19 protein-coding genes are annotated in these 22,718 nt (G+C 44.9%); 8 read left to right on the plus strand and 11 right to left on the minus strand.

The features are described from left to right. Positions 1 to 182: 182 nt before the first annotated feature. From H9W84_RS04190 to cydD, 7 genes are all read right to left on the minus strand, one after another. Positions 183 to 887, minus strand: coding sequence for a potassium channel family protein (locus H9W84_RS04190; RefSeq protein WP_239741846.1), 705 nt, complete (start codon positions 885 to 887; stop codon positions 183 to 185). Between the two features lie 23 nt (positions 888 to 910). After that, on the minus strand, positions 911 to 2,692 hold the full coding sequence (locus tag H9W84_RS04195) for a TrkH family potassium uptake protein (RefSeq protein WP_239741848.1): 1,782 nt from the start codon (positions 2,690 to 2,692) through the stop codon (positions 911 to 913). Between the two features lie 152 nt (positions 2,693 to 2,844). After that, complete coding sequence (locus H9W84_RS04200) at positions 2,845 to 4,674, minus strand: sensor histidine kinase (protein ID WP_239741849.1); 1,830 nt, start codon at positions 4,672 to 4,674, stop codon at positions 2,845 to 2,847. Positions 4,675 to 4,831: 157 nt separating this feature from the next. Continuing rightward, complete coding sequence (locus H9W84_RS04205) at positions 4,832 to 5,128, minus strand: response regulator (protein ID WP_409950572.1); 297 nt, start codon at positions 5,126 to 5,128, stop codon at positions 4,832 to 4,834. A 111-nt stretch (positions 5,129 to 5,239) separates the two neighbouring features. Next, complete coding sequence (locus H9W84_RS04210) at positions 5,240 to 6,145, minus strand: PepSY domain-containing protein (protein ID WP_239741851.1); 906 nt, start codon at positions 6,143 to 6,145, stop codon at positions 5,240 to 5,242. Between the two features lie 210 nt (positions 6,146 to 6,355). Next, positions 6,356 to 8,167 carry an amino acid ABC transporter ATP-binding/permease protein gene (locus H9W84_RS04215; RefSeq protein WP_239741853.1) on the minus strand — a complete coding sequence of 604 codons (1,812 nt, stop codon included), beginning with the start codon at positions 8,165 to 8,167 and terminating at the stop codon, positions 6,356 to 6,358. Between the two features lie 4 nt (positions 8,168 to 8,171). Further along, positions 8,172 to 9,869 (minus strand): thiol reductant ABC exporter subunit CydD, encoded by a 1,698-nt coding sequence (gene cydD / locus H9W84_RS04220; RefSeq protein ID WP_239741855.1) that lies wholly within the window; start codon positions 9,867 to 9,869, stop codon positions 8,172 to 8,174. Positions 9,870 to 10,328: 459 nt separating this feature from the next. On the opposite strand from cydD, the gene H9W84_RS04225 reads away from it, so the two are divergent. The 6 genes from H9W84_RS04225 (at position 10,329) to H9W84_RS04250 (ending at position 16,547) form a co-directional block, all read left to right on the plus strand. Further along, a complete protein-coding gene (locus H9W84_RS04225) occupies positions 10,329 to 11,957 on the plus strand; it encodes a cytochrome ubiquinol oxidase subunit I (protein WP_239741856.1) in 1,629 nt (542 codons plus the stop codon). Beyond that, positions 11,950 to 13,086, plus strand: coding sequence for a cytochrome d ubiquinol oxidase subunit II (cydB, locus tag H9W84_RS04230; RefSeq protein ID WP_239743649.1), 1,137 nt, complete (start codon positions 11,950 to 11,952; stop codon positions 13,084 to 13,086). Before H9W84_RS04225 ends, cydB begins: the two co-directional genes overlap by 8 nt. Positions 13,087 to 13,118: 32 nt before the next feature. Further along, positions 13,119 to 13,331, plus strand: a complete 213-nt coding sequence (cydX, locus tag H9W84_RS12235; RefSeq protein WP_007116301.1) for a cytochrome bd-I oxidase subunit CydX — start codon at positions 13,119 to 13,121, stop codon at positions 13,329 to 13,331. 270 nt (positions 13,332 to 13,601) lie between these two features. Then, positions 13,602 to 14,888, plus strand: a complete 1,287-nt coding sequence (locus tag H9W84_RS04240; protein ID WP_420846664.1) for an ammonium transporter — start codon at positions 13,602 to 13,604, stop codon at positions 14,886 to 14,888. Positions 14,889 to 14,995: 107 nt separating this feature from the next. Beyond that, positions 14,996 to 15,748, plus strand: coding sequence for a hypothetical protein (locus H9W84_RS04245; RefSeq protein ID WP_239741860.1), 753 nt, complete (start codon positions 14,996 to 14,998; stop codon positions 15,746 to 15,748). Positions 15,749 to 15,974: 226 nt separating this feature from the next. Next, positions 15,975 to 16,547: a BLUF domain-containing protein gene (locus tag H9W84_RS04250; protein WP_239741863.1), complete on the plus strand. Its 573-nt coding sequence runs from the start codon at positions 15,975 to 15,977 to the stop codon at positions 16,545 to 16,547. Positions 16,548 to 16,722: 175 nt separating this feature from the next. Here H9W84_RS04250 and H9W84_RS04255 read toward each other — a convergent pair whose 3' ends face one another. Together H9W84_RS04255 and H9W84_RS04260 are read right to left on the minus strand one after the other, a co-directional pair. Then, on the minus strand, positions 16,723 to 17,298 hold the full coding sequence (locus H9W84_RS04255) for a BLUF domain-containing protein (RefSeq protein ID WP_239741865.1): 576 nt from the start codon (positions 17,296 to 17,298) through the stop codon (positions 16,723 to 16,725). A 161-nt stretch (positions 17,299 to 17,459) separates the two neighbouring features. Then, entirely contained in the window at positions 17,460 to 17,891 is a 432-nt protein-coding gene (locus H9W84_RS04260; RefSeq protein WP_175405713.1) for a BLUF domain-containing protein, read from the minus strand. A gap of 188 nt (positions 17,892 to 18,079) precedes the next feature. Here H9W84_RS04260 and H9W84_RS04265 point away from each other — a divergent pair, with 188 nt between their 5' ends. Then, positions 18,080 to 19,024: an alpha/beta hydrolase gene (locus tag H9W84_RS04265; RefSeq protein WP_239741866.1), complete on the plus strand. Its 945-nt coding sequence runs from the start codon at positions 18,080 to 18,082 to the stop codon at positions 19,022 to 19,024. 327 nt (positions 19,025 to 19,351) lie between these two features. Next, positions 19,352 to 20,806 carry an NAD-dependent succinate-semialdehyde dehydrogenase gene (locus tag H9W84_RS04270; RefSeq protein WP_239741869.1) on the plus strand — a complete coding sequence of 485 codons (1,455 nt, stop codon included), beginning with the start codon at positions 19,352 to 19,354 and terminating at the stop codon, positions 20,804 to 20,806. A 107-nt stretch (positions 20,807 to 20,913) separates the two neighbouring features. Here H9W84_RS04270 and pncB read toward each other — a convergent pair whose 3' ends face one another. Together pncB and H9W84_RS04280 are read right to left on the minus strand one after the other, a co-directional pair. Next, entirely contained in the window at positions 20,914 to 22,107 is a 1,194-nt protein-coding gene (gene pncB / locus H9W84_RS04275) for a nicotinate phosphoribosyltransferase (RefSeq protein WP_239741871.1), read from the minus strand. A gap of 91 nt (positions 22,108 to 22,198) precedes the next feature. Continuing rightward, positions 22,199 to 22,705 carry a flavin reductase gene (locus H9W84_RS04280; RefSeq protein WP_007116291.1) on the minus strand — a complete coding sequence of 169 codons (507 nt, stop codon included), beginning with the start codon at positions 22,703 to 22,705 and terminating at the stop codon, positions 22,199 to 22,201. Positions 22,706 to 22,718 lie beyond the last annotated feature (13 nt).

The raw sequence follows: 22,718 nt of genomic DNA on the forward strand, positions 1-22,718 counted from the left end.
AACTGTGTCTTGACTGACTGATTGTTAAATTACCAAACATGTTCTGAAAGATAGGTTAGTAAAACTAACATGACCAAATGCTTGTGACCAAAACGTGACCATTTTGTGACCAAAAATTTTGGCTGACGGCTTGCAAGGTCACAAGACTTTGTGAAAACACAAGATGCTTGGATGGGCTATTTTTACGTATTCTGTGAGGCGTGCATATACTTGAACAGTCGTCTTAAGTCATTGGTTTCCCCAAATAATACTAAAACCGTATCAGGCTCAATGACAAAATCTGGATGTACAATGCCATCAATTTTGGACTTAGTTTGATTTCGACCAAAACCAAATTGGGTTTGGTGAAATGAAATGGTGGTTAACAGCATCACATTAAACTGATTGATTAAATCAAGCGCGTGAACTGTTTTACCGTAAAATGTAGGCGGCGTCTGTATTTGAACAATACTATAATCATTATCAAGCTCAAACGAATCAATTAAGCCATTTAAGGAGAGTTTCTTTGCCCAGTGGGTTGCCGCCTCGTTTTCAGGTTGGATGATATCATCAACCCCCAATGCTTGTAGCACTTTTTCATGCAGTGGGTTAATCGCTCGGCTAATGATATATTTGGCATTAAGATTTTTGAATAGGGCAGTGACCATCACGTTTTGCCCTTGGTCTTCGCCAATGGTAATGAGCACTACATCTGTCTGGGCGATGGGTAACCCTGAGACGGCGTTTTCGCTGGTAGAATCGATACAAATCGTGTGCGAAATGGATTCTTTGTAGCGCTCAACTTTATCCATGTCGATATCAATACCAATGACCTCATGCCCTTGACTGGTGAGTTTGGTGGCAAGTGATGAGCCAAAATTGCCTAGACCGACGATGATGTATTTCATATCTATACCTTATCAATTTATTTTTAGGTGATAATAATCTCTTCGCTGGGATAGCGATAGCTTTGATGCCTTGGGCGATTTAATAAGGCAATTAAGATGGTCAACGCCCCAACTCGTCCACAAAACATCAGCCCAATCAGGACGGATTTGCTAAACGCACTTAAATGCGGGGTGATGCCTAAGCTTAACCCTGTGGTAGTGTAAGCAGAAACACTTTCAAATAACACTTCTGTCATACTCATGTTGGGCTCTGCCCAGCGTATTAACGTACAACCAAACGCAATGATAATCACTGACAAACAGATAATCGCAAATGCCCGTTTCACTGAGATATCCGCAATTTCACGACGAAATACTTCGATACGAGAATAGCCGCGTGCCAGTGACACAATATTGAGCACAGCGACCGCAAAGGTCGTGGTTTTGATACCACCGCCTGTAGAGTTTGGGGCTGCCCCGACCCACATCAGTGCAATGGTAAGCATCACAGTCGGTGGCGCTAGCTGTGCCATGTCTACCACGTTGATTCCTGATGAGCGCGGTGAAGCCGCCACAAAAAACCCTGTCACAAGTTTGCCTATGACACTGGTATGCTCAGTTAATGTGCCTTGCCACTCAAATACAAGCACACTGACAAAGGCAAGCACTAGCAAGGACAGGGTCGTCACTAAACTAATGCGACTATTGATACTCAGTAGCCACGGCTTGGCACCATATCGTGAGCGGTTAGGAAACAACAGGCGCATCACCTGATGGCGCAAATATTCCACGACATTGGCAACTATCGCAAACCCCAATCCCCCAAACAAAAATGTCACCGCCACAACCATTTGTAACGGATAATTAAAGCGCAGTTGTAACTCATATAAGCTATCACTCATCGTTGAAAAACCTGCATTACAAAATGCAGAGATGGCATGAAAAACCGAAAAAAAGATGCGGCGATGGATACTCATAGGGACATCAAGCATACTGAGATAAATCGCTATGGCTGCCACGGACTCCACCGCAAACGTGACTGCAAAAATTACTTTGAGCGTCTTTAGCACATCACTCATACGATTGGCTGAGGTCACATGCCCAATCTGTAGCTGTGTCTGATAACTGATGCGCCCTCGAAAAAAATAGCTAAAATAGGTAGCAAAAGTTAAAATCCCTAAGCCGCCCAATTGAAACAAACACATGATAATGATTTGACCCAATGGGGTAAAAAAAGCGCCGGTATCTTTTACCGCCAGACCTGTGATACACACCGCACTCGTGGCAGTAAATAAAGCATCAACAAACGCAATATGACCATACGTGGCATTTGGCATCATCAGCAAAAACGTGCCGAGCAAAATAAGCAATAAAAAACTTAAAATAAACAATTGGGCAGGATGGGCAACGACTATCTTAAAGCTAAACTCCATCACCAATAACTGACGAATAAAAGAAACCAACAACGCAATTTTTATCAGCGATTTTTCAAACAAGAATTTGTATAAAAAAGAACTATTATCGGCAAAAAAATGTGTCACCAATAACGCAATGACTAATAAAGCAATGGACAAATCAAACGTTAGCACAAGCTTTGAACGTATACCTTTTTGCACATATTGACTCAATAATTCAATAAAATTAAGCCCAAGCACGATTAAATAAAACGTCGAAGCCACGCCATGCAACCAAACTTTAAAATCAAATCCCGTCTCAATAACCGCAAGCAATACAGCGAATAAACTGCTATAAAATACCAGTTTATTAAACACACCCGATGGCTTGTCATGCAGTGAGTCCAGCGCATTTTTTTTATTTTTTTTCAATATAAAATCAAACATCGTAAAATTGACTTCCGTTTTACCCAAGCATAGTTGTTGTACTTTATACCGCAATTATACGTTTGAGAAAACTAGATTGAACAATGATTTAAAAAAGCAGCGATGATTTGACAAAATTACGTTGTTTTTGAGGCAGACTAAAACACCAAGGTTACCGTTAAGCCTTGGGTGGTGGCAGTGGTTTGGGCGTTGTTGTCAATCACTTGCGTAGGACTCAGATAAATATCGATATTGGCTTGTTGGCAGATTTGATAAACAATCGATAAACCCAATCCCGTACCACCAATCACCGTCAAACCTGAATGGGCGCTTGTGTCTTTGGTAGGAAAAGATTTTTTGGCAGTATCGCTATGGGTTTGTGTGCTACTTGTTTGTCCTTGTGCTAGTGACGCGCTAGACGCATTTTGATTGACGCGGTAAAAGGGTTGAAAGACGTCTTGATAATGGGCTGCATCAATGCCAATGCCGGTATCAGCAACTTGGACGATGAGTCGTTTTGCGCGATGATTAATTGCGTTGCTAGCGTTGTTAACCAACACAGGGGTCGGGGTCAATGCGTTGGCTAAATCGGTATGGGTGTTGCTTGATGGCTGCGTTAAGTCATCGATAGTCATCTGGTCAATAACAACAGCGATATTGCCTGTGGTTGGGGTGTATAAAATCGCATTTTGCAGTAAATTTTTGAGGAGGATAAACAAGGCGGTTTCATCTACACTGACCTGCGTCGCGGACGCCCCCAGCGCGGCGAGATGGTTGTCAACCGACAGGGTTTGGTCTTTGCTATCGGCAATCGGAAATAGCAGTTTGATGGCTTCTCGTAGCACTGCGATTAAATCGGTGGGCGTGTTGGTGCGCTCGGTCAGCTGTGATTGCTGGGCTTCCATACGGGCAAGGGTGAGTAGCTGTTCGACCAAATGTTGATTGTGTTCCACTCTCACAGCGAGCTTATGAATATTTTGTTTGAATTTTGCTTGCCTTGCAGGGTCGCTATACATCGCCGCGTCTTGACTGTATTTTTGCAGTTGTTGCACTTGCAGTGAGATTGCGGTCAATGGCGATCGTAGCTCATGTGCTGCATCCGCGATGAAGCGGTTTTGGTTTTGGATATGCGTGTCAACCCGTTGTAACAACGCATTGATTTCAATGACCAAGGGCATCAGCTCGCTAGGCAGAATTGAGCGATGTTGGCTGTCAGTGGGTAGCTCGATCAAGCTGAGATCTTGACCATGACGTTTTGCCATTTGCTTTGCTAATAACTGAATCGGACGCAATACGCGCTTTAATACCCAAGGCAATAGTGCAAGCAGCAATAGGGTGGTTAGTAAAATTGGAATAATGGATTGCCAAGCCGATTTTAAGGCAATTTTTTTCTGCCATTCGACAGGTTGACGCACAAAAATCGCCCGCCTTGGGGTGTCTTTACGAAAGACTTTCCAGATTTCACCATCAAGGGTTAATTCACTAAAACCGATAGGGGTGTTAACCAATTGCGGGTGAGCCACTGGTTCAATAAAATTGGTGTCAATTTTGCCAAAACGGGCTGGGAAAATATCAACTTGCACACCGTCTTTAACGCCTTGATACTGTAGTACGTTGCTTTCATCATTGGGCGAGAAAACAGTGGTCGGCGTGCTACTGCTAGGGGCAGAAGCTATCATAGCTGGTATAGACGGTATAGGCGGTGGTAAGTCATGCGGTAAAAGATTGTTATCTAGGTTTCGCCTATTGGGAATTAGTTCATGCGGGGGTGGTCGCACCGTTGAGCGCGAGCTAACCAGCTCAGCAAGATAGCTAAGATTGGTTTCTTGTGAGGTGTTAAACTCTTGATAGGTATAGCAAAATACCGCAATTTGTACCAAAATGCCAATCGATAATAACGTGCCAAGTATCCAAACCAGCAATTGTTTTTGTAGTGATTTTTGCAACGATTTTTGCAAGGGTAGGGCGGTTTTTGTAGGGTTAGCCATGGTCATTTTCGTGGGTACTTGGCGGTCATTGTCTGGATATTTTTGAGCCTTTTTTCTATCGCTTTTTGTTAGTCTTGGGATTCGGCGCTGATATACCAGCCCAAACCACGGATGTTTTTAATCCGTTTTTGACCAATTTTTTTGCGCAGTCCATAGATTAAAAATTCAATGGCATTGCTCTCAGTCCTTTCACGCGGTCTTTGATTTGGTCTCGGGCGGTCAGCACCAGTACAGGCGTATCGATTTTGGCACTGCGAAGCGTCTCTAACACGCTCATGCCGTCAATTTCTGGCAAGCCCAAATCTAGCAAAATCACGTCATACGATTCGACTTTGAGGGTCAAAATCGCTTCTCGCCCATCTTTTGCCCAGTCTACCGCATAGGCTTCTTCTTCTAGACTATCAATCAGACTGTCGGCAATGAATACGTCATCTTCGACGAGTAATACTCTCATTGGGTTACCTTTATACACGAATACTGTTCAATAAATAGACTATAACACAAAAAACCGCCATTCTAAGAATGACGGTGTTGCTCATAAGCAAGGTTGCCATTTGGCACTCAATTATGGCTGAGTAGGCGCACGACGGTTGAAGTCTTTGAATGATTTGACATCGCTCACGGCACCTGTTTGGGCATCAACTTTGACATGATAGACTTCTTGACCTTTCACCACTTCAATCTGATAGCTTGGAGTTCTAGGTGGTTGATTTTGCGCAGGGTTTGGTGCAGGCGGCATGCCTGTATTGTCCATTTGTGGGTCTCTGTTAGGGCGGCGGTGACCGTCACGAGAACCATGACCACCCATTTTACCCCCTTTATCCCCACCCAAATGGGCGCCAATGGCTTCACCACCCACTTGGTTCGCTGCCAATTGCATGGCGCGTTCTAGGCTGATATTGGTGGCAGGCGGCGCAGTTAGTTGATTGTTGGGGTTGCCGATGTTGTTGGGGCTATTAGGGTTATTGGGGGTATTGGGTTGTGGCGGACGCGCTGTGCGTGATGGCCGTGATGGCCGTGATGGCATAGTTGCTTGGCTCACTTGACCATTAGACGCATTGACGATATACAGTTGTGGCTGACCATTCGCACTGAGGGTCATGACCCGGTAGCCGACAATGTTGTCATCGGCGTTGTTGCTGGTACGCGCAGGGTTTGGGTTGGGTCGGTTGCTACTGTCATGATAGCGTACGCCAACGATGCGTGTGTTCGCGGTTTGTTTTTGTACCAAGGCGATCGCTTGAGAGGCACTGATGCTGGCATTGGCGGCTGCTTGGGCGTTGGCTTGCATGGCTTGTAAGCGTTGCTCAAAGTTCTTGGCATTGGCTGGATGGCGTTTTTGCATTTTTTGCGCTTGTGGTGCCGCTGAGGTGCTCGCACAGGCGGTGACTGTCGCACCTGTAACGACACTAAGCAGGGCTACACTAAGCCCAGTGGCTAAAAATGAGGGGTTAAATTTTGCTAAGTTCATAGGTTTTCCTGCGGTTGTTAATATAGTTGTTGATAACCCTTGATTGGATAGTACTATCATACAAAAATTAAGACAGCAGAAACTTAGCGATAACGCAGAATCAGGCTAGGTAGGTTATAGCAATCGGATTAAACAATCTGCTTTGCATAAACGCCTGCAGCAATGTTCAAAAATGTTTGTTTCAATTTTTTCGGATATCGAATCATTTTTTTAAATGAAAACATCAGGCTCAGGTAATTGCACAATATTAATTGGTTGGTCAATTTGCCAAAGATGGTGGGTGACAATGATTAAAATGCCTTGCTGCTGATGCTGTACCAGCATTTGCCACAGTGCTTCACGGCTTTTTTTATCAAGTCCCGCAAACGGCTCATCTAGCAGCAAGATTTTTTTTGGGCTAAGTAATAGCCGTGCCAAGGCAATGCGTCTGGCTTGTCCACCGGAAATAGCTTGCCCGTATTCCCCTAGCGGGGTCTGTAATTGTAGCGGCTGACTGCGCGCCCAGTCTTTGAGTCCAACCTTACCCAGCACTTGCCAAAGCTGTTCATCACTGGCATCGGCGTTGCCCAATCTTAAATTGGTCGCCAAGGTCTGGTCAAAAATATCAATCTGCTGCCCCAGATAACCTGTGAGCGCGGGCGTATCGTGTAACGCTAGCCAATCCCTACCATTGAGCTCTATGCTGCCTTGTTGCGGTGCTAGTTCACGAGCCAGCACTTGTAACAGTGTTGATTTGCCCGCGCCCGAGCGCCCAGTAATCAATACAGGGATGCCTTGGGTGGCAGTCAAGCTGATAGCTTTGAAACCGACAATCGCCTGCGGCATTTTGGCAGCTAGCTGATGGATGGTGAGTGTGAGTGGTGCACTTAGGCGCGCAACATCGATGGGTAAAGGGGCTAAATCATGGTTTAAGTGATTGGTTAAATCAGGCGTTAAATGATGGCTAGGTTGTAGCGAAGGATTGAGTAATTCATTGAGTTGGTGTTTTGCTGCCAAACTATTGCCAAGGGCTAGCGAATGGGTGACTAACGGTGTTAGCAAGTCAGTCATGCCCATGATACCGAGGGATAGCGCAAGCAACATCGGCACACTGATGACAAGGGGCGTGTGATAAAAACCCACTAACAAGCCGACCAAAACCGCTGCAATCAGCCACTGCATGATTAGCATGACCAATGATTGGGCGCGCTGGATGCGCTTTTGCTGATGCGTATGTTGAGTGTCGACGCTGTTAAAAGCAGTCAATTCGGATTGCCAGCGCTGCCAAATCAATAAATGGGTAAGCGCCGATAGTGGATTGAGCAAACTGACACGCCTAGACTCTGCCAATGCCTGATGAGCGCGGGCGTGCTTGATACTGCGCCATGTCAGCATGGCAGGCAGCATCAAACCTGCGATTAAAAATATGGCAATCAGCATGGGGTTAACCTCATACTGATAAAGTAAGGTGGCTACTAGCAAGCTCGCGGTGGTAGCGACTAGCCAAGGCGATACCACGCGCAGTGGCAACTCATTGAGTACCTCAATATCATGGGTTAAACGGTGCATGACATGGGTAGATTGTAGGGTGCTTGATAAATTTGCCAGTGGCAGGCGTGCAAACTGGTTAAAAAACCGCACTCGCAGCCGCTGCAACAAACCAAACACCGCATGGTGGGACACCATCATTTCACCATAGCGTCCTGCGGTACGTACCATCGCCATCACACGGATAATCGCTGCCGGTACCAGATAATTAAAACTGTGTGAGCCTAGCGCCACCATCCCCGCCATTGCTGCCGCAGAAATAAACCACCCTGACGTCATCAACAGCCCAATCACCGATAACGCAGTCATTATGCCTAATAAGGCAGCAATGAGCCATTTATCTAGCTGCGTGCTAAACAGCTGGGATAAACGGAAGGTTTGATGACTGTTTGCTCTTTTTTGCGGGTGAGTTTTGACAAGGCTATTTTGATTAATAAGCCTATTTTCACTAGCAAGTTTATTTTCACTATTGTTTTCACTATTAGGGGCTGTCATACCGTTACGCCTTCGCCAAAGTAGATGCAATATCAAGGCTTATTTGCCGATCCAGCCAAGGCAGGTTTGTGGCATCGTGCGTCACCCATAACACGGTTTTACCCCTCGTCACTTGTTGTAATAGCGCATTAATCTCGGCTGCGGTATCACTATCTAAATGCTCAGTGGGTTCATCGAGTAGCCAAAGCTGCGCGTCTTGCAACAGTAACTGGGCTATTGCCAGTCGTCGCTGCTGTCCACCCGACAAGCCGCTACCACGCTCACCTAACTGAGTATCTAGCTGATTTGGCAGTGCCTTTATCAAAGGTTTTAACCCCACTTGCGCAAGAATTTGCCATAGTTTGTCATTACTGGCGGTTGGGTTTGGCAGGCGCAAATTATCGGCGATACTCATCGGCAGTAGCATGGTTTGCTGTGACAAATAGGCGATTTGGTGGCGAAATTGCGTGGAATTGATGGTGTTAAAATTTTGGTTGTCAATAAAAATATCGCCTTGGTAGGCACAAAAACCCAAAAAAATTTGCAATAGGGTGGATTTGCCGCTGCCACTTTGACCGACAATCGCTAATCGTTCCCCTGCGGCAATAGCGAAACTTAACGGCGCGAGCCGTGTGCGCTGCTGATGATTGACCCAAATATTATCTGCGTCAATGGCAGGGGGCGCAGTTAATATAAAGGGGTTAGCTTTTGTTTTTTCCGCTGACGCAAACGCTAACAACGGTGATAATTCAGCAATCGCACCTTCCGCTTGCGCTTTAACATGATAATCCGCGCCCAACTGACGTAGCGGGGCATAAAATTCGGGTGCCAACAGCAGCAAAAATAGCGCCGACTGGTAAGGCACAGGCACCGTGTTTTTTTGCCAGGGTAAAATACCGATTAAACCAAAACCCAAATACACGGCAAGTAGCGCAATCGACAGCGCGGCTAACAGTTCTAGCGCTGCGGTGTTTAAAAACGCAATTTTGAGCACCGACATGGTGCGCATACGGTAGGCTTCGGCTGAAGCATCGATATCTTGACTGGCGTGCCCAACAGCATCCAGCCGTTGCAGTGTCGCTGTACCACGTAACCAATCCAAAAATCGCCCGCTTAGCTGTGCCATCGCGGCAAATTGTTGCCGACTTTTACGGGCGGTGGCATGACCAATTAATACCATAAATACAGGGACTAGCGGTGCAGTTAGTAGTAAAATCAGCGTCGCTATCCAGCTTTGGGTCGCAGCGGCGACTAATAGCATGATAGGCGTGGTCACCACAATCAGTCGCTGCAGATAAAAACGGCTGACATAGCCCGTTAAGGCGTCACATTGCTCAATCACCATACTGGCAAGCCCACCATCACTGCCATACTGGTCGCGCGCTGCACCTACTTGTGCCAGTTTTTCAAGTAGCGTTTTTCGCAGGATGCTGGCTACTTGTAGCCCTGCGTCTAAGGCCAGCTGGTCTTTGCAAAAATGCAGTAAAGGACGTAGCAACAGACACCCTATGAGCCACGGCAGATAATCAAAAAATACGTCAGTGGCAGGGCGGTGATGGGCGATTTGCGTTAACCAATTTGCAAAGATGACCGCAATCAGCCAAGACTGCACAATCAATACCAGCGTGGACACAACTGACAGTCCCCATGCCATATAAATCGGTCGCTTTGCCATAGCGGCATAGTGACGAAGGGTTTGGTTGACAGCAGAAGTTTCAGACATGGTTGGTTAACAGTAATGACAAGATCAGTGGACATATCATAGCGTATCAAACGCAGGTTAGGTATTACAAATCATGTTCATCAAGGCAATGAGACAAAAAAGTGTAAACACCGTGCCCACCAATGAGGGTTGATAAAACCTTGATAAAGGCATATAAAAAGCCATATAAAAGACAATTAAATAAGTAAAGCGATGAACGACCGAGCCACTTTAAACGATTACCTTCAAAAGACACATAAACTATCACTTATTCAATTATCACCATTTTTGACAGGGTATGAGAAAATGGTAGCAGCAACGCCATACTAATCCTAGTATTTTGTAGTCAGGTGCGACATTATGCCGCATGACAAATAATTTATAGATTTATATAATGTTTGTAAATAAAAACATTACCCTTTTTTAACCACGCATGAGGGTAATTGACATCTGAATTGGTTGTCAAACCAAGGAGTCAACATGATAACAGAACATCTCGTCGATATTTCCCGTCTGCAGTTTGCAGTCACGGCGTTATATCATTTTTTATTTGTGCCACTCACACTGGGCATGGTGTGGCTGCTGGTCATCATGGAATCCATGTACGTGATGACAGGCAAAGAAGTGTGGAAGGACATGACGCGTTTTTGGGGCAAACTGTTTGGCATCAACTTTGCCTTGGGCGTCACCACAGGCATCACCATGGAATTCCAGTTTGGTACCAACTGGGCATATTACTCACAATATGTCGGCGATATTTTTGGGGCGCCGCTTGCCATTGAAGGCTTGATGGCATTTTTTTTAGAATCAACCATGGTTGGACTGTTTTTCTTTGGTTGGGATAGACTGTCACGCGGACAGCATTTACTGGTGACTATGTTGATGGCGCTGGGTACCAATCTATCCGCGTTGTGGATTTTGATTGCCAATGGGTGGATGCAAAATCCGGTTGGCGCGGAGTTTAATTACCAAACCATGCGCATGGAAATGACCGATTTTGCGGCAGTATTATTTAACCCTGAGGCGCAAAACAAATTTGTGCATACCGTCTCTGCCGGCTATACGGTGGGGGCGACCTTTGTGCTTGCCATCTCAGCGTGGTATCTGCTCAAAAAACGCGATGTCGAATTTGCCAAACGCAGCTTTCAAGTCGCGGCGGCATTTGGTTTTGCGTCAATTTGTAGCACCATCGTGCTGGGTGATGAGTCGGGTTATTCTATTGGCTTGGCACAGCAAACCAAAATGGCAGCGATAGAGGCGATGTGGGAAACCGAGCCTGCGCCTGCCAGTTTTAATTTGATTGCAGATATCAACCAAGCCGAGCAAAAAAATAACTGGGCAGTACAAATTCCGTATGTGATGGGCTTGATTGGGACGCGCTCACTAGATACCCCGATTTTGGGCATCCATGACATCAAAATCATCAATGAAAAACGCATCATTAATGGTCAAAAAGCGGTGGTACTACTGGATCAATTACGCAGTGCGCCCCCAGGTTCAACCCCAAATCCTGTCACAGTGGCGGAGTTTGAAAAGGTAAAAAAAGACTTGGGCTTTGGGTTATTGCTCAAACGCTATTCGCCAGATGTCAGCAAAGCCACGCCTGCAATGATTAAACAGGCCACCGATGCCACTATTCCACCTATTATTCCGATGTTTTGGTCATTTCGTGCCATGGTGGGCTTGGGTTTTTTATTGTTGGCATTGTTTACTATTAGTCTTTGGTCAAGTGTCAAAGGCAACTTTATCCAAAAACCTTGGCTGTTACGTTGGGCATTATTGATGCTGCCTGCGCCTTGGCTTGCTGCGGAATTTGGTTGGTTTGTTGCCGAGTATGGGCGTCAACCTTGGACGATTTATGGCATGTTACCGACCTATTTTTCAGTCTCCAACATTAGCGTGGCGAATGTGTATGCCTCGCTGGCGGGATTTGTTGGTTTTTATACGGTGCTGCTGATGATTGAAATGTACTTGATGGTGAAATATGCCCGTAAAGGACCCGCAAGTCTAGGTACAGGCAAATACTACGGCGAAGATACTCACAAGGTTCATGTGAGTCCTGCATTAAATTTGCCCCATGATACAGCCGAGGTGAATCATGTTGTTTGATTATGAAACACTCAAAATTATTTGGTGGTTATTAGTCGGTGCGCTGCTCATTGGGTTTGCTATCATGGATGGGCATGATATGGGCGTGTGTTCGTTACTGCCTTTTGTCGGCAAAGATGATGAAGAGCGGCGGGTGATTATCAATACCATTGGTCCGCACTGGGAGGGTAACCAAGTATGGTTTATCACGGCAGGTGGCGCGATTTTTGCGGCATGGCCGATGGTGTACGCCACTGCCTTTAGCGGTTTTTATTGGGCGTTGATGGCAGTGTTATGGGCGTTATTTTTCCGCCCGGTGGGGTTTAAATATCGCAGTATGATACACAATCCAACCTGGCGCAAAGCGTGGGACTGGGGGTTGTTTGTCGGTTCATTTATCCCGGCTGTGGTGTTTGGCGTGGCATTTGGTAATTTGTTTTTAGGCGTCCCCTTTAGTTTTAACAACCATTTGGTATCGACTTACACAGGCTCATTTTGGGCATTGCTTAATCCATTTGCCCTACTGTGTGGCTTAATCAGTGCGTCTATGTTGATTATGCAAGGGGGAGCGTATTTGGCGCATCGCACCCTTGATGAGGTACAAAATCGTACCCTTAACTACGCTGCTATCAGTAGTATGGTGATGGCGGTGCTGTTTGTGCTCGCGGGAGTATGGATACAATCGATTGACGGCTATCATATCACCAGCCACATTGACCCCCAAGCCTTGCCAAATGTGCTCAATAAAGAGGTGACGCGTCAAGCGGGCGCATGGATGGCAAATTATCATCAGTATCCGCTTGCATGGGCATTCCCTGTGCTTGGTGTCATCATGCCGCTTGTCACGGCGATATTGTTAAAAGCGCGTAAAACCTTGACCGCATTTATTGCCTCCAGTATTGCTGTGCTTAGTGTGATTATGACCGCAGGTGTGGCGCTGTTTCCGTTTGTCATGCCATCCTCTAGCGACCCACGTTCAAGCTTGACGGTTTGGGACAGTGTATCGAGTCATCTCACCTTGATGATTATGTTGTTTGTCGTGGTGGTGTTATTACCGATGATTGTAGGTTACACCAGCTGGGCATATAGCGTGATGCGCGGTAAAGTGACCAAGGCTTATGTTCGAGAGCAAGAGCATTCACTTTACTGACCCAAATCAAGGCAACTTAATAGGAGAACACAATGTGGTATTTTGCGTGGATATTAGGATTGGGGTTTGCGGTATTATTGGCGATTTTAAACGCGCTGTGGCTTGAAAATGCCGATGCGCGTAATAAAGCTTTTAATCCAAAAGCTAAGGACGATAATCCCACCAATGATGGTACGGTGACAGAAGGCAATCCCACTGAAGATATCCATAAAACAGGTAAGACTTCAGATAACGAGTCCTTATAGCCATCAACCTCAACCATTAGCGCTTTAAGTCATCACGGCTTAAAGCGCTTTTTTATGCATTTTCAAAACCCGCTATTTTTTAATCATTTTCTTATTTGGTACACAATTTGCATTCCCTGTCTTGGCAAAACTGATTAATACTTGAGCGATAGTTTTTTATCGAGGGCATAAGAGCATAAGGGCAAAAGCTTCATGAGAAAATTAAACAATACGGTTCAACGGCATACCAGTAAACGGTTTAAGAAAGCCTATAAATGGCTATTATCCGTGATGGTTTTTTATCAACATTCCTCGGTGTACGCTGCGACGCCCACCAATGAGCAGCTATATGACTACCAAAATGTGATGTGGGTAGTTATTGGTGGTTTGCTGGTGTTCTTTATGCAGGCGGGCTTTGCGCTCATTGAAGCAGGCTCAGTGCGTAGTAAAAATACCGTGAATGTGTTGATGAAAAACTACACCGACATGGCGATTGGCGGGTTAATTTTTTATATCTTGGGCTATGGTTTGATGGCAGGCAACAACCCCACAGGTTACGTGGGCCAAAGCGAGTTTTTACCAGAACAGCTTAGCAATATGCAATGGGCACATTTGTTTTTTCAGATGATGTTTGCTTCCACCGCCGCCACCATTGCCAGTGGTGCGATGGCGGAGCGCATTAAATTTTCAGGGTATCTGATTGGTACGTTGATGACTTGCGGATTGATTTATCCAGTCGTAGCAAGTTGGGCATGGGGCGGCTATTATGGCGGTCAAGGCTGGCTCACCGAGCTTGGATTTATTGATTTTGCCGGCTCTTCGGTGGTGCACTCTGTCGGTGGGTGGTTAGCGCTCGCGGGTATTATCGTCCTTGGACCGCGTATTGGTCGCTTTGGCCCTGATGGCACGCCGCGTTTGATTGCCGGTCATAATCTCACGCTTGTCACCTTGGGCGGCTTTATTCTATGGTTAGCGTGGTTTGGATTTAACGCAGGTTCTACACTGACCAGCTCAGGTAATTTGGGCAAAATCATGCTAAATACCCACCTAGCAGGGGTGAGTGCGGTGACGGCTTATCTGCTGATTTCAGGGGTGATGCGTAAGGCGATTTTATTGAGTGATACGGTCAATATCAGCCTTGCAGGGTTGGTCGCTATTACCGCAGGCTGTGCGACCATGTCGCCTGTGTATGCGATTGTTACCGGTGTGGGTGCATGTTTGGCGTATTTGGCGGTGAAGCGGTTGTTGGATAATGTTCAAATGGATGATGCGGTGTATGCCGTTGCCGTGCATGTGGGCGGCGGTGTGTGGGGTACGCTGGCAGCAGGGCTGTTTTATGAAGGTGATTTATTCAGCACCCAGCGTATCATCGTACAGCTGATGGGCATCGGGGCAATGTTTGTCTGGTCATTTGGACTGGGTATGGTGGTGTATTTTGTGATTGAAAAAACCATCGGTCTTCGGGTACTTGCACAGCATGAGCAACGCGGGCTCGACTTTACCGAACATGCCGAAGGGGCTTACCCTGAATTCCAAGAGAGCTTATTTAGTCAGCAAACGCTAACTGAGCGGCACTAGTTTTAAATTTTTGCGGTGCCTGTCTGCTCTGTCGTTACAGGTACCCGACCCACCACAGTCATTTGCGTCAATTGTACTTTTATTAACTTTAAATATTTGGCACCGTCATGAACAAAGAAGCTACTATCAAATCTGCGTTAACACCGTTTTTAAAAGATGCTGATATACGTAAAGCCATGGACATCTTTCATAAAGATTATGCCGATATTACGCCTTACCAAATCCAGCGTTTTGTCCATGAAATTACGCAAGACAACGAAACCAAACAATATCGCTCAAATATCCGTCGAAGTTTGATGAAAGCGCTGAGTGATTACCAAATGGGTGCAGCCAACCCCCAATCGATGACCCATGATATCCCTAATTTGGGGCAAAATAGCCCAGTTACTTACCCATCATCCAGTCAATTAGCTATCGCTAACCAAAAACCTGACTCAATATCTAAACCAATATCTAGCCAAATAGCCGCCTTTGAGTTACTGATTGATAGTTTTACGGCGCAATTTTCACCATTATTGGGCAGCCAAATTTTAGACAGTGTCAAGCAGACGATTCATCAGCATCATAACTCATCAAAATCCCGTGGTTTTGGGCTATTAGGTCGCAAGGCAGAAACCAATCAGGCTTTAACTTTAACCATGATTCACTTTTTTGATCAGTTTTTTGGTGGCGATAAACAAAATGCGTTGACAATGTCCTTGACCGATGCGGATACAGCAGGATTTAGAACTATCTTATCGTTATTTTATCAGCAAGCGTGTCAATGGGCGGGACCTACGGATGCAGATATGGCTTTGGCGCAGGCAAACAAGATTACCAAAGCTAAGTTTGACGTATCTTTGGTTGAAAAATTTATGTAGAATGCCATTTATATAAAATACTACGGATTGACAGTATCATAGTACAATTTTTATGCAGACCTAAAGATGCTAAATGGCAAGTTCCAAGTCCATTTTAGCACTGCGCTTGATGCTGTATTCTAGCTTAATTTTATGAAACTAATTATAGGTTTTATAAGGTTAAGCTTTTTTTAACCGATGAAAATTTATTGCAACTGGCTTCCCTCACAAATTTTCGGAAAATGTCATGAATCATCAAATTCAGTATTATGTTTACGCCAGTAAAATAAATTTGACCCAAATTTTTGACCACAATTTATTCACTGATATTCGCGAGCAAGCCCAGTCCAACAATCAACACCATCATATTACGGGGTTTTTATTGTTTAAGGATGGCAAATTTTTGCAGTATATTGAAGGTCAAAAAGCGGTATGTGAACAATTATTTAACACCATAAAGCAAGACCGACGACATAAAGAGATAGTGGTGTTAGACCAGGGACAGTTAGAAAAACGCTATTATCAGCAATGGCTGATGAATTGTTATAACATGGATGAAAAAACCCAAACCCTTGAACTGCTTAATCTTCCAGATATGGTGTACGACTTTGATATTTATCATTGGAGCCAAGCTCACGTACATGAGGTGATGTCACTAATGGCAAAAAACCATTTGCTTGGCATGACACCCCAAACAGGCAGTTTTTTCTCGGTGGTTTATCGCCGCTTTATGCGGCAGAATAAAAAATATTTAATCATTCAACTGCTGATACTAGTTATGTTTCTCATCAGTTTATTGTTCTTAAAAAGCAACTATTAATAGCAAACATTGATTAACTAATAGCAAACGTTGATTAACGCGATAGGGTACAAACCAACAGTGACGATTACCAAATACCCCATAAAGGCAACGGAAAAATTGAGTTTAAAAAGCCCATCGTTACCTTGCGCAACGTTTGATGGTTAGCCTTTTTTACTATCAGATTGGCAAAAATCTACAGCTCAATTAACAACATAAATATCACCAACCATGGCACCGTGATGACAGTAAGCGTGAAAAAAAGGTGTTTTTTGACATGGTGTTTGATGATGGCGCCGATATAGCTTCCTGTTTTGACTTGGTAGGGGGCAATATCAGCATCATCGCGCTCATAGAATGCGACCATGTCATTGAGTAATTGCTCGACCTGTTCGGTCTGCCATTGGTAGGTTTCAAACTTTGCTAACAGCTCGCTAATTACCGGGACTGTATGGGATATGCCGGGTGTCACACATAGCATATCGCATTGCTTAAAGCGTTTAGCAGGGGTGGTACCTTGATGGATAAGATGAATTTTATGGTGGCGTTTATCATGGGTGATAGCGAGGTACAAATTCGCTATATACATTTCACTACCTTCCATAAAATGCAGAAAGCGACCATCTTTGAATAGGATAAAACCCATGATGCCTGTTTTTTGATTATTATCTCTGGCACTGTGATAAATCTGGGTAAATGTGCTGGGCTTTAAAGCGGCTGACCAAGTAAGCGAACTGGTATAAGTCAGGTAGTAAGTAGGGGGAGACATCATCGTAGAACTCCTCAGCCATACTCTTTATATGTTACTTTGAGTGTAGCATAATAATTTTTTAATGTTATGATTAATTTAGCATTTTTTATTAAAACTAAAGTATAACCCTTAATTCATACAAAAATAAATTAAAGTTTATAAATTTTTTTAGGGTAAAAAATTTAATTATTTTTATGGTGCTGTGTTTGCATATCTGTGATTAGCTCGTTTACTTCCGATGACTGCCAATAGGTTGGGGTAAACGCTTGAAATAGTCGGCTAATGGATAAATTATTCACATCCTTATCAATGTCAATACAGTACATATCCCATTTTTTGAACCGCGGCTGCTCCCGATAACCCTCGGTAATTATTTTTAAATTTTTATGGCGATAATCTTTAAGTAAATCTTGGTACAGGTGAGTGACCAATGCCTTATCCCCTTCCAAGTATTGAAAAAAATGCCCATTTTTAAATAGCAAAAATCCCGTGATGTGTTGGGTATGATTGTATTGCCTAGAAATCCGCTCGATAGTTTTGAAAGTAAACGGATTAATCGCGCCTAGTAAGGTGATTTTACTGGTGTAGGTTAAATAATAAATGGCATCACACATAACGATATCCAACATAAGGTTACCGCTGTTACCAATTCACTACAGCGGGCATTTGATTAACGCTTATAAGCGATTATACTTAACAAAAAGACATTTTCTTACATAAATATTTAATCATTTCAAATTTAACGTTCTGACTTAAAAACTTAATTGCTTAAAAAAGAGAAACCCTTAACAAAGAGAAACCTATGCCAAATTCATTGACCTACGCTTCAAAAAACCCGCCATCCGCCACCGTCCGCTTGAATAAATACAAACTTGGAGCTGCTGCGGTTATAGCCCTTGTGGGGTTAAGTTTGACAGGCTGTCAGGCCATGGCGACAAAAAACGCACCAATCGCCGCAAAAGCTGATAGCACTAGCACAGTATCAAATGGTATTAAAACCACAAAAAATATTGCCTATGGCACAGATACCCGCCAACAACTCGATATTTATACCCCGGCAGACGGTCAGCGTCACCCTGTGTTGATATTTGTATACGGGGGCAGCTGGCAACATGGCAAACGCCAAACCTATGGCTTTGTCGGTAAGCAGTTTGCCAAGTCGGGCTACACCACAGTGGTGGTGGATTATCGCTTAGCCCCTGCAAACGTATTCCCAGATTATGTGCTCGATACAGCCAGCGCCATGGGTTGGGTGTATCGCAATATTGACCAATATGGCGGCAATCCTAATCAGCTGTTTGTCATGGGGCATTCGGCAGGGGCGTTTAATGTGGTATCTGCGGTGGATGATAACCGTTTTTGGAAAACCACCGGCATTCCCAACAAGGCAATATTAGGCGTGATTGGACTAGCAGGGCCCTATGATTACGATTTTCGTAACGGTACTACCAAAGTTGCCTTTCCAGCTGATAGTACCCGCCAGCAAGTGATGCCTGTGTATCATATCCGCCAAGATGTACCCCCACATTTGTTGGTGACAGGTAGTAAAGATATGCTTGTCTACCCACAAAATGCTGATAGCCTACAAAAAGCGCTGACCCAAGCAGGCGGCAACGTGGAACGGGTGCAAGTTCCTGCCACTCATGCAGGCGTCGTCATTGGTTTGGCAACACCGTTACAGTCTTTTTATCCCACCTTTAATAAGGTCAATGATTTTATGCAGCGGCATTTGCCAAAAGCGCAGTGAGAAAAATTTCCAAAAAAAACTTTTAAGCAGCCGCAATTTTCACAGACGCATGCAATCAAAGGCATACCGCTGCTGAGCCACTAGCCTCAAATGCGATGAAAGAATCACAACCGAGTTGAGGTAACCGACTCGGTTTGTGTTTCTATGCAATTATTTATACAATTTTCTATCCAGTCTTTGTTGCAATTTTTACTGCCTAGACAGCTGCTGCAACATAATGACGCTATTGCCGACAGATGCTATCCGCTTATAATAAACGGCATTGACCTGCTTATCATAAAAAAGTTTACAATATCCTCATAACAACATAACGAACAGGACATCCTGATGCTACCACTTAAAGACCCAACCTTACTCAAAACCCAATCCCTCATTGACAACCAATGGTTAGATGCAACGGATCGTACTACCATTGATGTCACCAATCCATTTGACAACCAAGTGATTGCCACCATACCCAGCCTAGAAAAATCCCAAGTCGTCGACGCCGTCGCCATTGCCCACAAAGCGCAAATAGACTGGGCACAAAAAACCGCCAACGAGCGCGCAGCTATTTTAAACAACTGGGCAGATTTAATCGACCAAAATAAAGAAGACTTAGCAACCATCATGACCGCTGAGCAAGGCAAGCCAATCACCGAATCGCGCGGTGAAATCGGCTATGCCAATAGCTTTATCCGCTGGTTTGCCGAAGAAGGTAAACGCATCTATGGCGATGTCATCCCTAGCACCAACAAAGACCTACGCTACGTGGTGTTAAAACAACCCATCGGTGTCTGTGCGGCGATTACCCCGTGGAATTTCCCCGCCGCCATGATTACCCGTAAAGTGGCACCGGCATTAGCCGCTGGCTGCAGCATAATTGTCAAACCTGCCACTGAAACACCATTGACCGCATTAGCACTGGGCGAACTTGCCATACGAGCAGGCTTACCTGCAGGCTTGCTACAAATCGTCACCGGCAAGTCATCCGTCATTGGCGAAGTGCTCACCCAAGATGAACGTATCCACAAATTGTCATTCACTGGCTCTACTGAAGTTGGTCGCGTGCTGATGTCACAATGCGCATCCACCGTCAAAAAACTTTCGATGGAGCTTGGTGGCAACGCCCCCTTTATCGTCTTTGATGATGCGGATTTAGAAAAAGCAGCAACCGGTCTTATCGCTTCCAAATACCGCAATGCCGGACAAACCTGTGTCTGTGCAAACCGCGTCTATGTGCAATCAAGTATCAAAGACAAATTTTTAGCCATCTTCAAACAAAAAGTCGAAGCACTAAAAGTCGGTAATGGTATGACAGAGGGTGTAAATATCGGTCCGCTCATCAACCAAGGCGCACTGGACAAAGTCGAGCAGTTACTTGCAGATGCGGTCAACAAAGGCGCGACAATTGTAACTGGGGGTAAAAAACATGCAGCATCGGCGTTAAGTTTTGAGCCAACTGTTATCACGGGAATTACCGATGACATGGACATTGCCAGCCAAGAGATTTTTGGTCCGATTGCGCCCGTGTTTGTGTTTGATAGCGATGATGAAGTGATTGCTCATGCCAATAACACGATTTATGGACTAGCGGCGTATTTTTATACCCAAAGCGTTGCGCGCTCGTGGAAAGTGTGTGAAGGACTCGAATATGGTATGGTCGCCCAAAACACCGGGCTGTTATCAACCGAAGTTGCACCATTTGGGGGTGTCAAACAATCCGGTTTTGGGCGTGAAGGCTCAAAGTATGGGATTGAAGACTATGTGACTACCAAATATTGGTGTATTGATGTGCAATAAATAATAGTTCAATCGTCCAAATTCATGGCATACATTGCCATGATTGGGCGTGAGATTGAACGCGCTGATTTAGCTTATTGGTTTTTGCAGTTAGCGCTTTAGGAATTTTACTCAGCGATATCAAATACTTGGCGCAGATATGCCAAAAAGGTATCGTTGTCGGTCATGGTTTTGCCCGGGCTGTCGGATATTTTGGCAACCGATTGCCCGTTACATTCAACCAGTTTAAGGACGATGTTGAGCGGTGTTTGCCCCATATCATTGGTCAGGTGAGTCCCGATACCAAACCCTAGTTGAAAACGGTCGTTAAAATGCAAGTACAGTGCCCACGCCTTCTGCAGCGTCAACCCATCGCTAAAATTTAACATTTTGGTTTTTGGGTTGATTTTGAGTTGTTGGTAGTGCGCGTAGGCTTTTTCGCCCCATTCATACGGGTCACCACTGTCATGACGCAGTCCATCAAATAGCTTGGCAAAATACAAGTCAAAATCGCGCAAAAAGGCATCCATTCCGACCACGTCTGTCAATGCAATACCTAAGTCTCCTCGATATTCTTGAACCCAAGCTTCGAGTGCCGCTTTTTGGAAATTACGCAAGCGCACATCGAGCGCCTGAAAGGCTTGCAGAAATTCATGAGCCATTGTGCCAATTGGGGTGATATCGAACTGTTTGGCAAAATACACATTGCTCGTACCGCGAAATATTTCCGGCACTGCCATCAACCGCTCAATCACTTGTTCTTGCCAAGCGACACTATAACGTCGACGCGTACCAAAATCTGATACCAAAAACGGGACGTCATAAGCCGCCATTTGGCGACGATAATCTTGTAACAGTAGCAGTTTATCGTTTAGCCGTTGTTCACCGACTTGCCAAGCCGATTGCTGGTCAAGGCGACTAAAATACAGTTCATTGACAATCGCCAACACAAAGATTTCAAACATCATCGCTTGAATCATCGGGCCTTCAATACGAATGTCTAACCGACCTTCGGCATCAAGGGTCGCTTTGATAAAACGCCGTTTGAGTTGAAATAATTCCAGATAATCAACAAAATCACTTTTGATAAAGCGCAGACCACGAAGGTATTGCAGCTCATCAGCTGTAAAGCGTAGTTCACAAAGCGCATCGAGCTCGGCATTGACTTCATCGAGTAGCGTTGATAGGGGATAGGCGGTGTCTTCAAGGTTGCGACAGCGAAACGCATATACGCTATGCGTCTGTGGAAACTTGTGTAGTACCACTTGGAGCATGGTAAATTTGTATAAATCCGTGTCCAGCAAAGACTTAATAATCGCCATCACTCATCCTAAATTCTGTAACTATCGATATGAGTGACTACTTTAGCATTAATTCGCTTGGATTGTACAAAATCTGACTCTGTGCTTGGCATTATGGTTGGTTGGGCGTTTCGACTTTAATTTTATTGACGGCATGGTATTCACGATTAAAATACACCAAGCCTGTCTGGTCTTTGCCTTGTTGTATGGCTTCGATACGACAAATAAAAATCCCGTGTGTGCCGACTTCCTGGATTTGCTCGATTTGGCAATCAAAGCTCGCCAAGGCATTGTCCAAAATCGGTGATTGGGTCATCAAGGTATGCCATGTGCCATGCTCAAAGCGCGCTTGCGCTTCAAGTTTGGAGGCAAAAACCGCAGATAATGGTGCATGATGGTCGGCCAGCACATTCACTGCCAATACCTTGTTTTGCACGAAATATTCATACGAGCGTGAGGCGGTATTCATGCATACAAGCAAGGTCGGTGGGGTATCGGTTACACTGCACACCGCCGATGCAGTAAAGCCATGACGACCCGCAGGGCCATCGGTAGTGACCACATTGACCGCAGCCGATAACATCGACATGGCATTTCTAAAATCAGTAACGTCAACCATTGTTTTTTCCAAA

The sequence above is a fragment of the Moraxella tetraodonis genome (assembly GCF_022359095.1).
Taxonomy (GTDB): domain Bacteria; phylum Pseudomonadota; class Gammaproteobacteria; order Pseudomonadales; family Moraxellaceae; genus Faucicola; species Faucicola tetraodonis.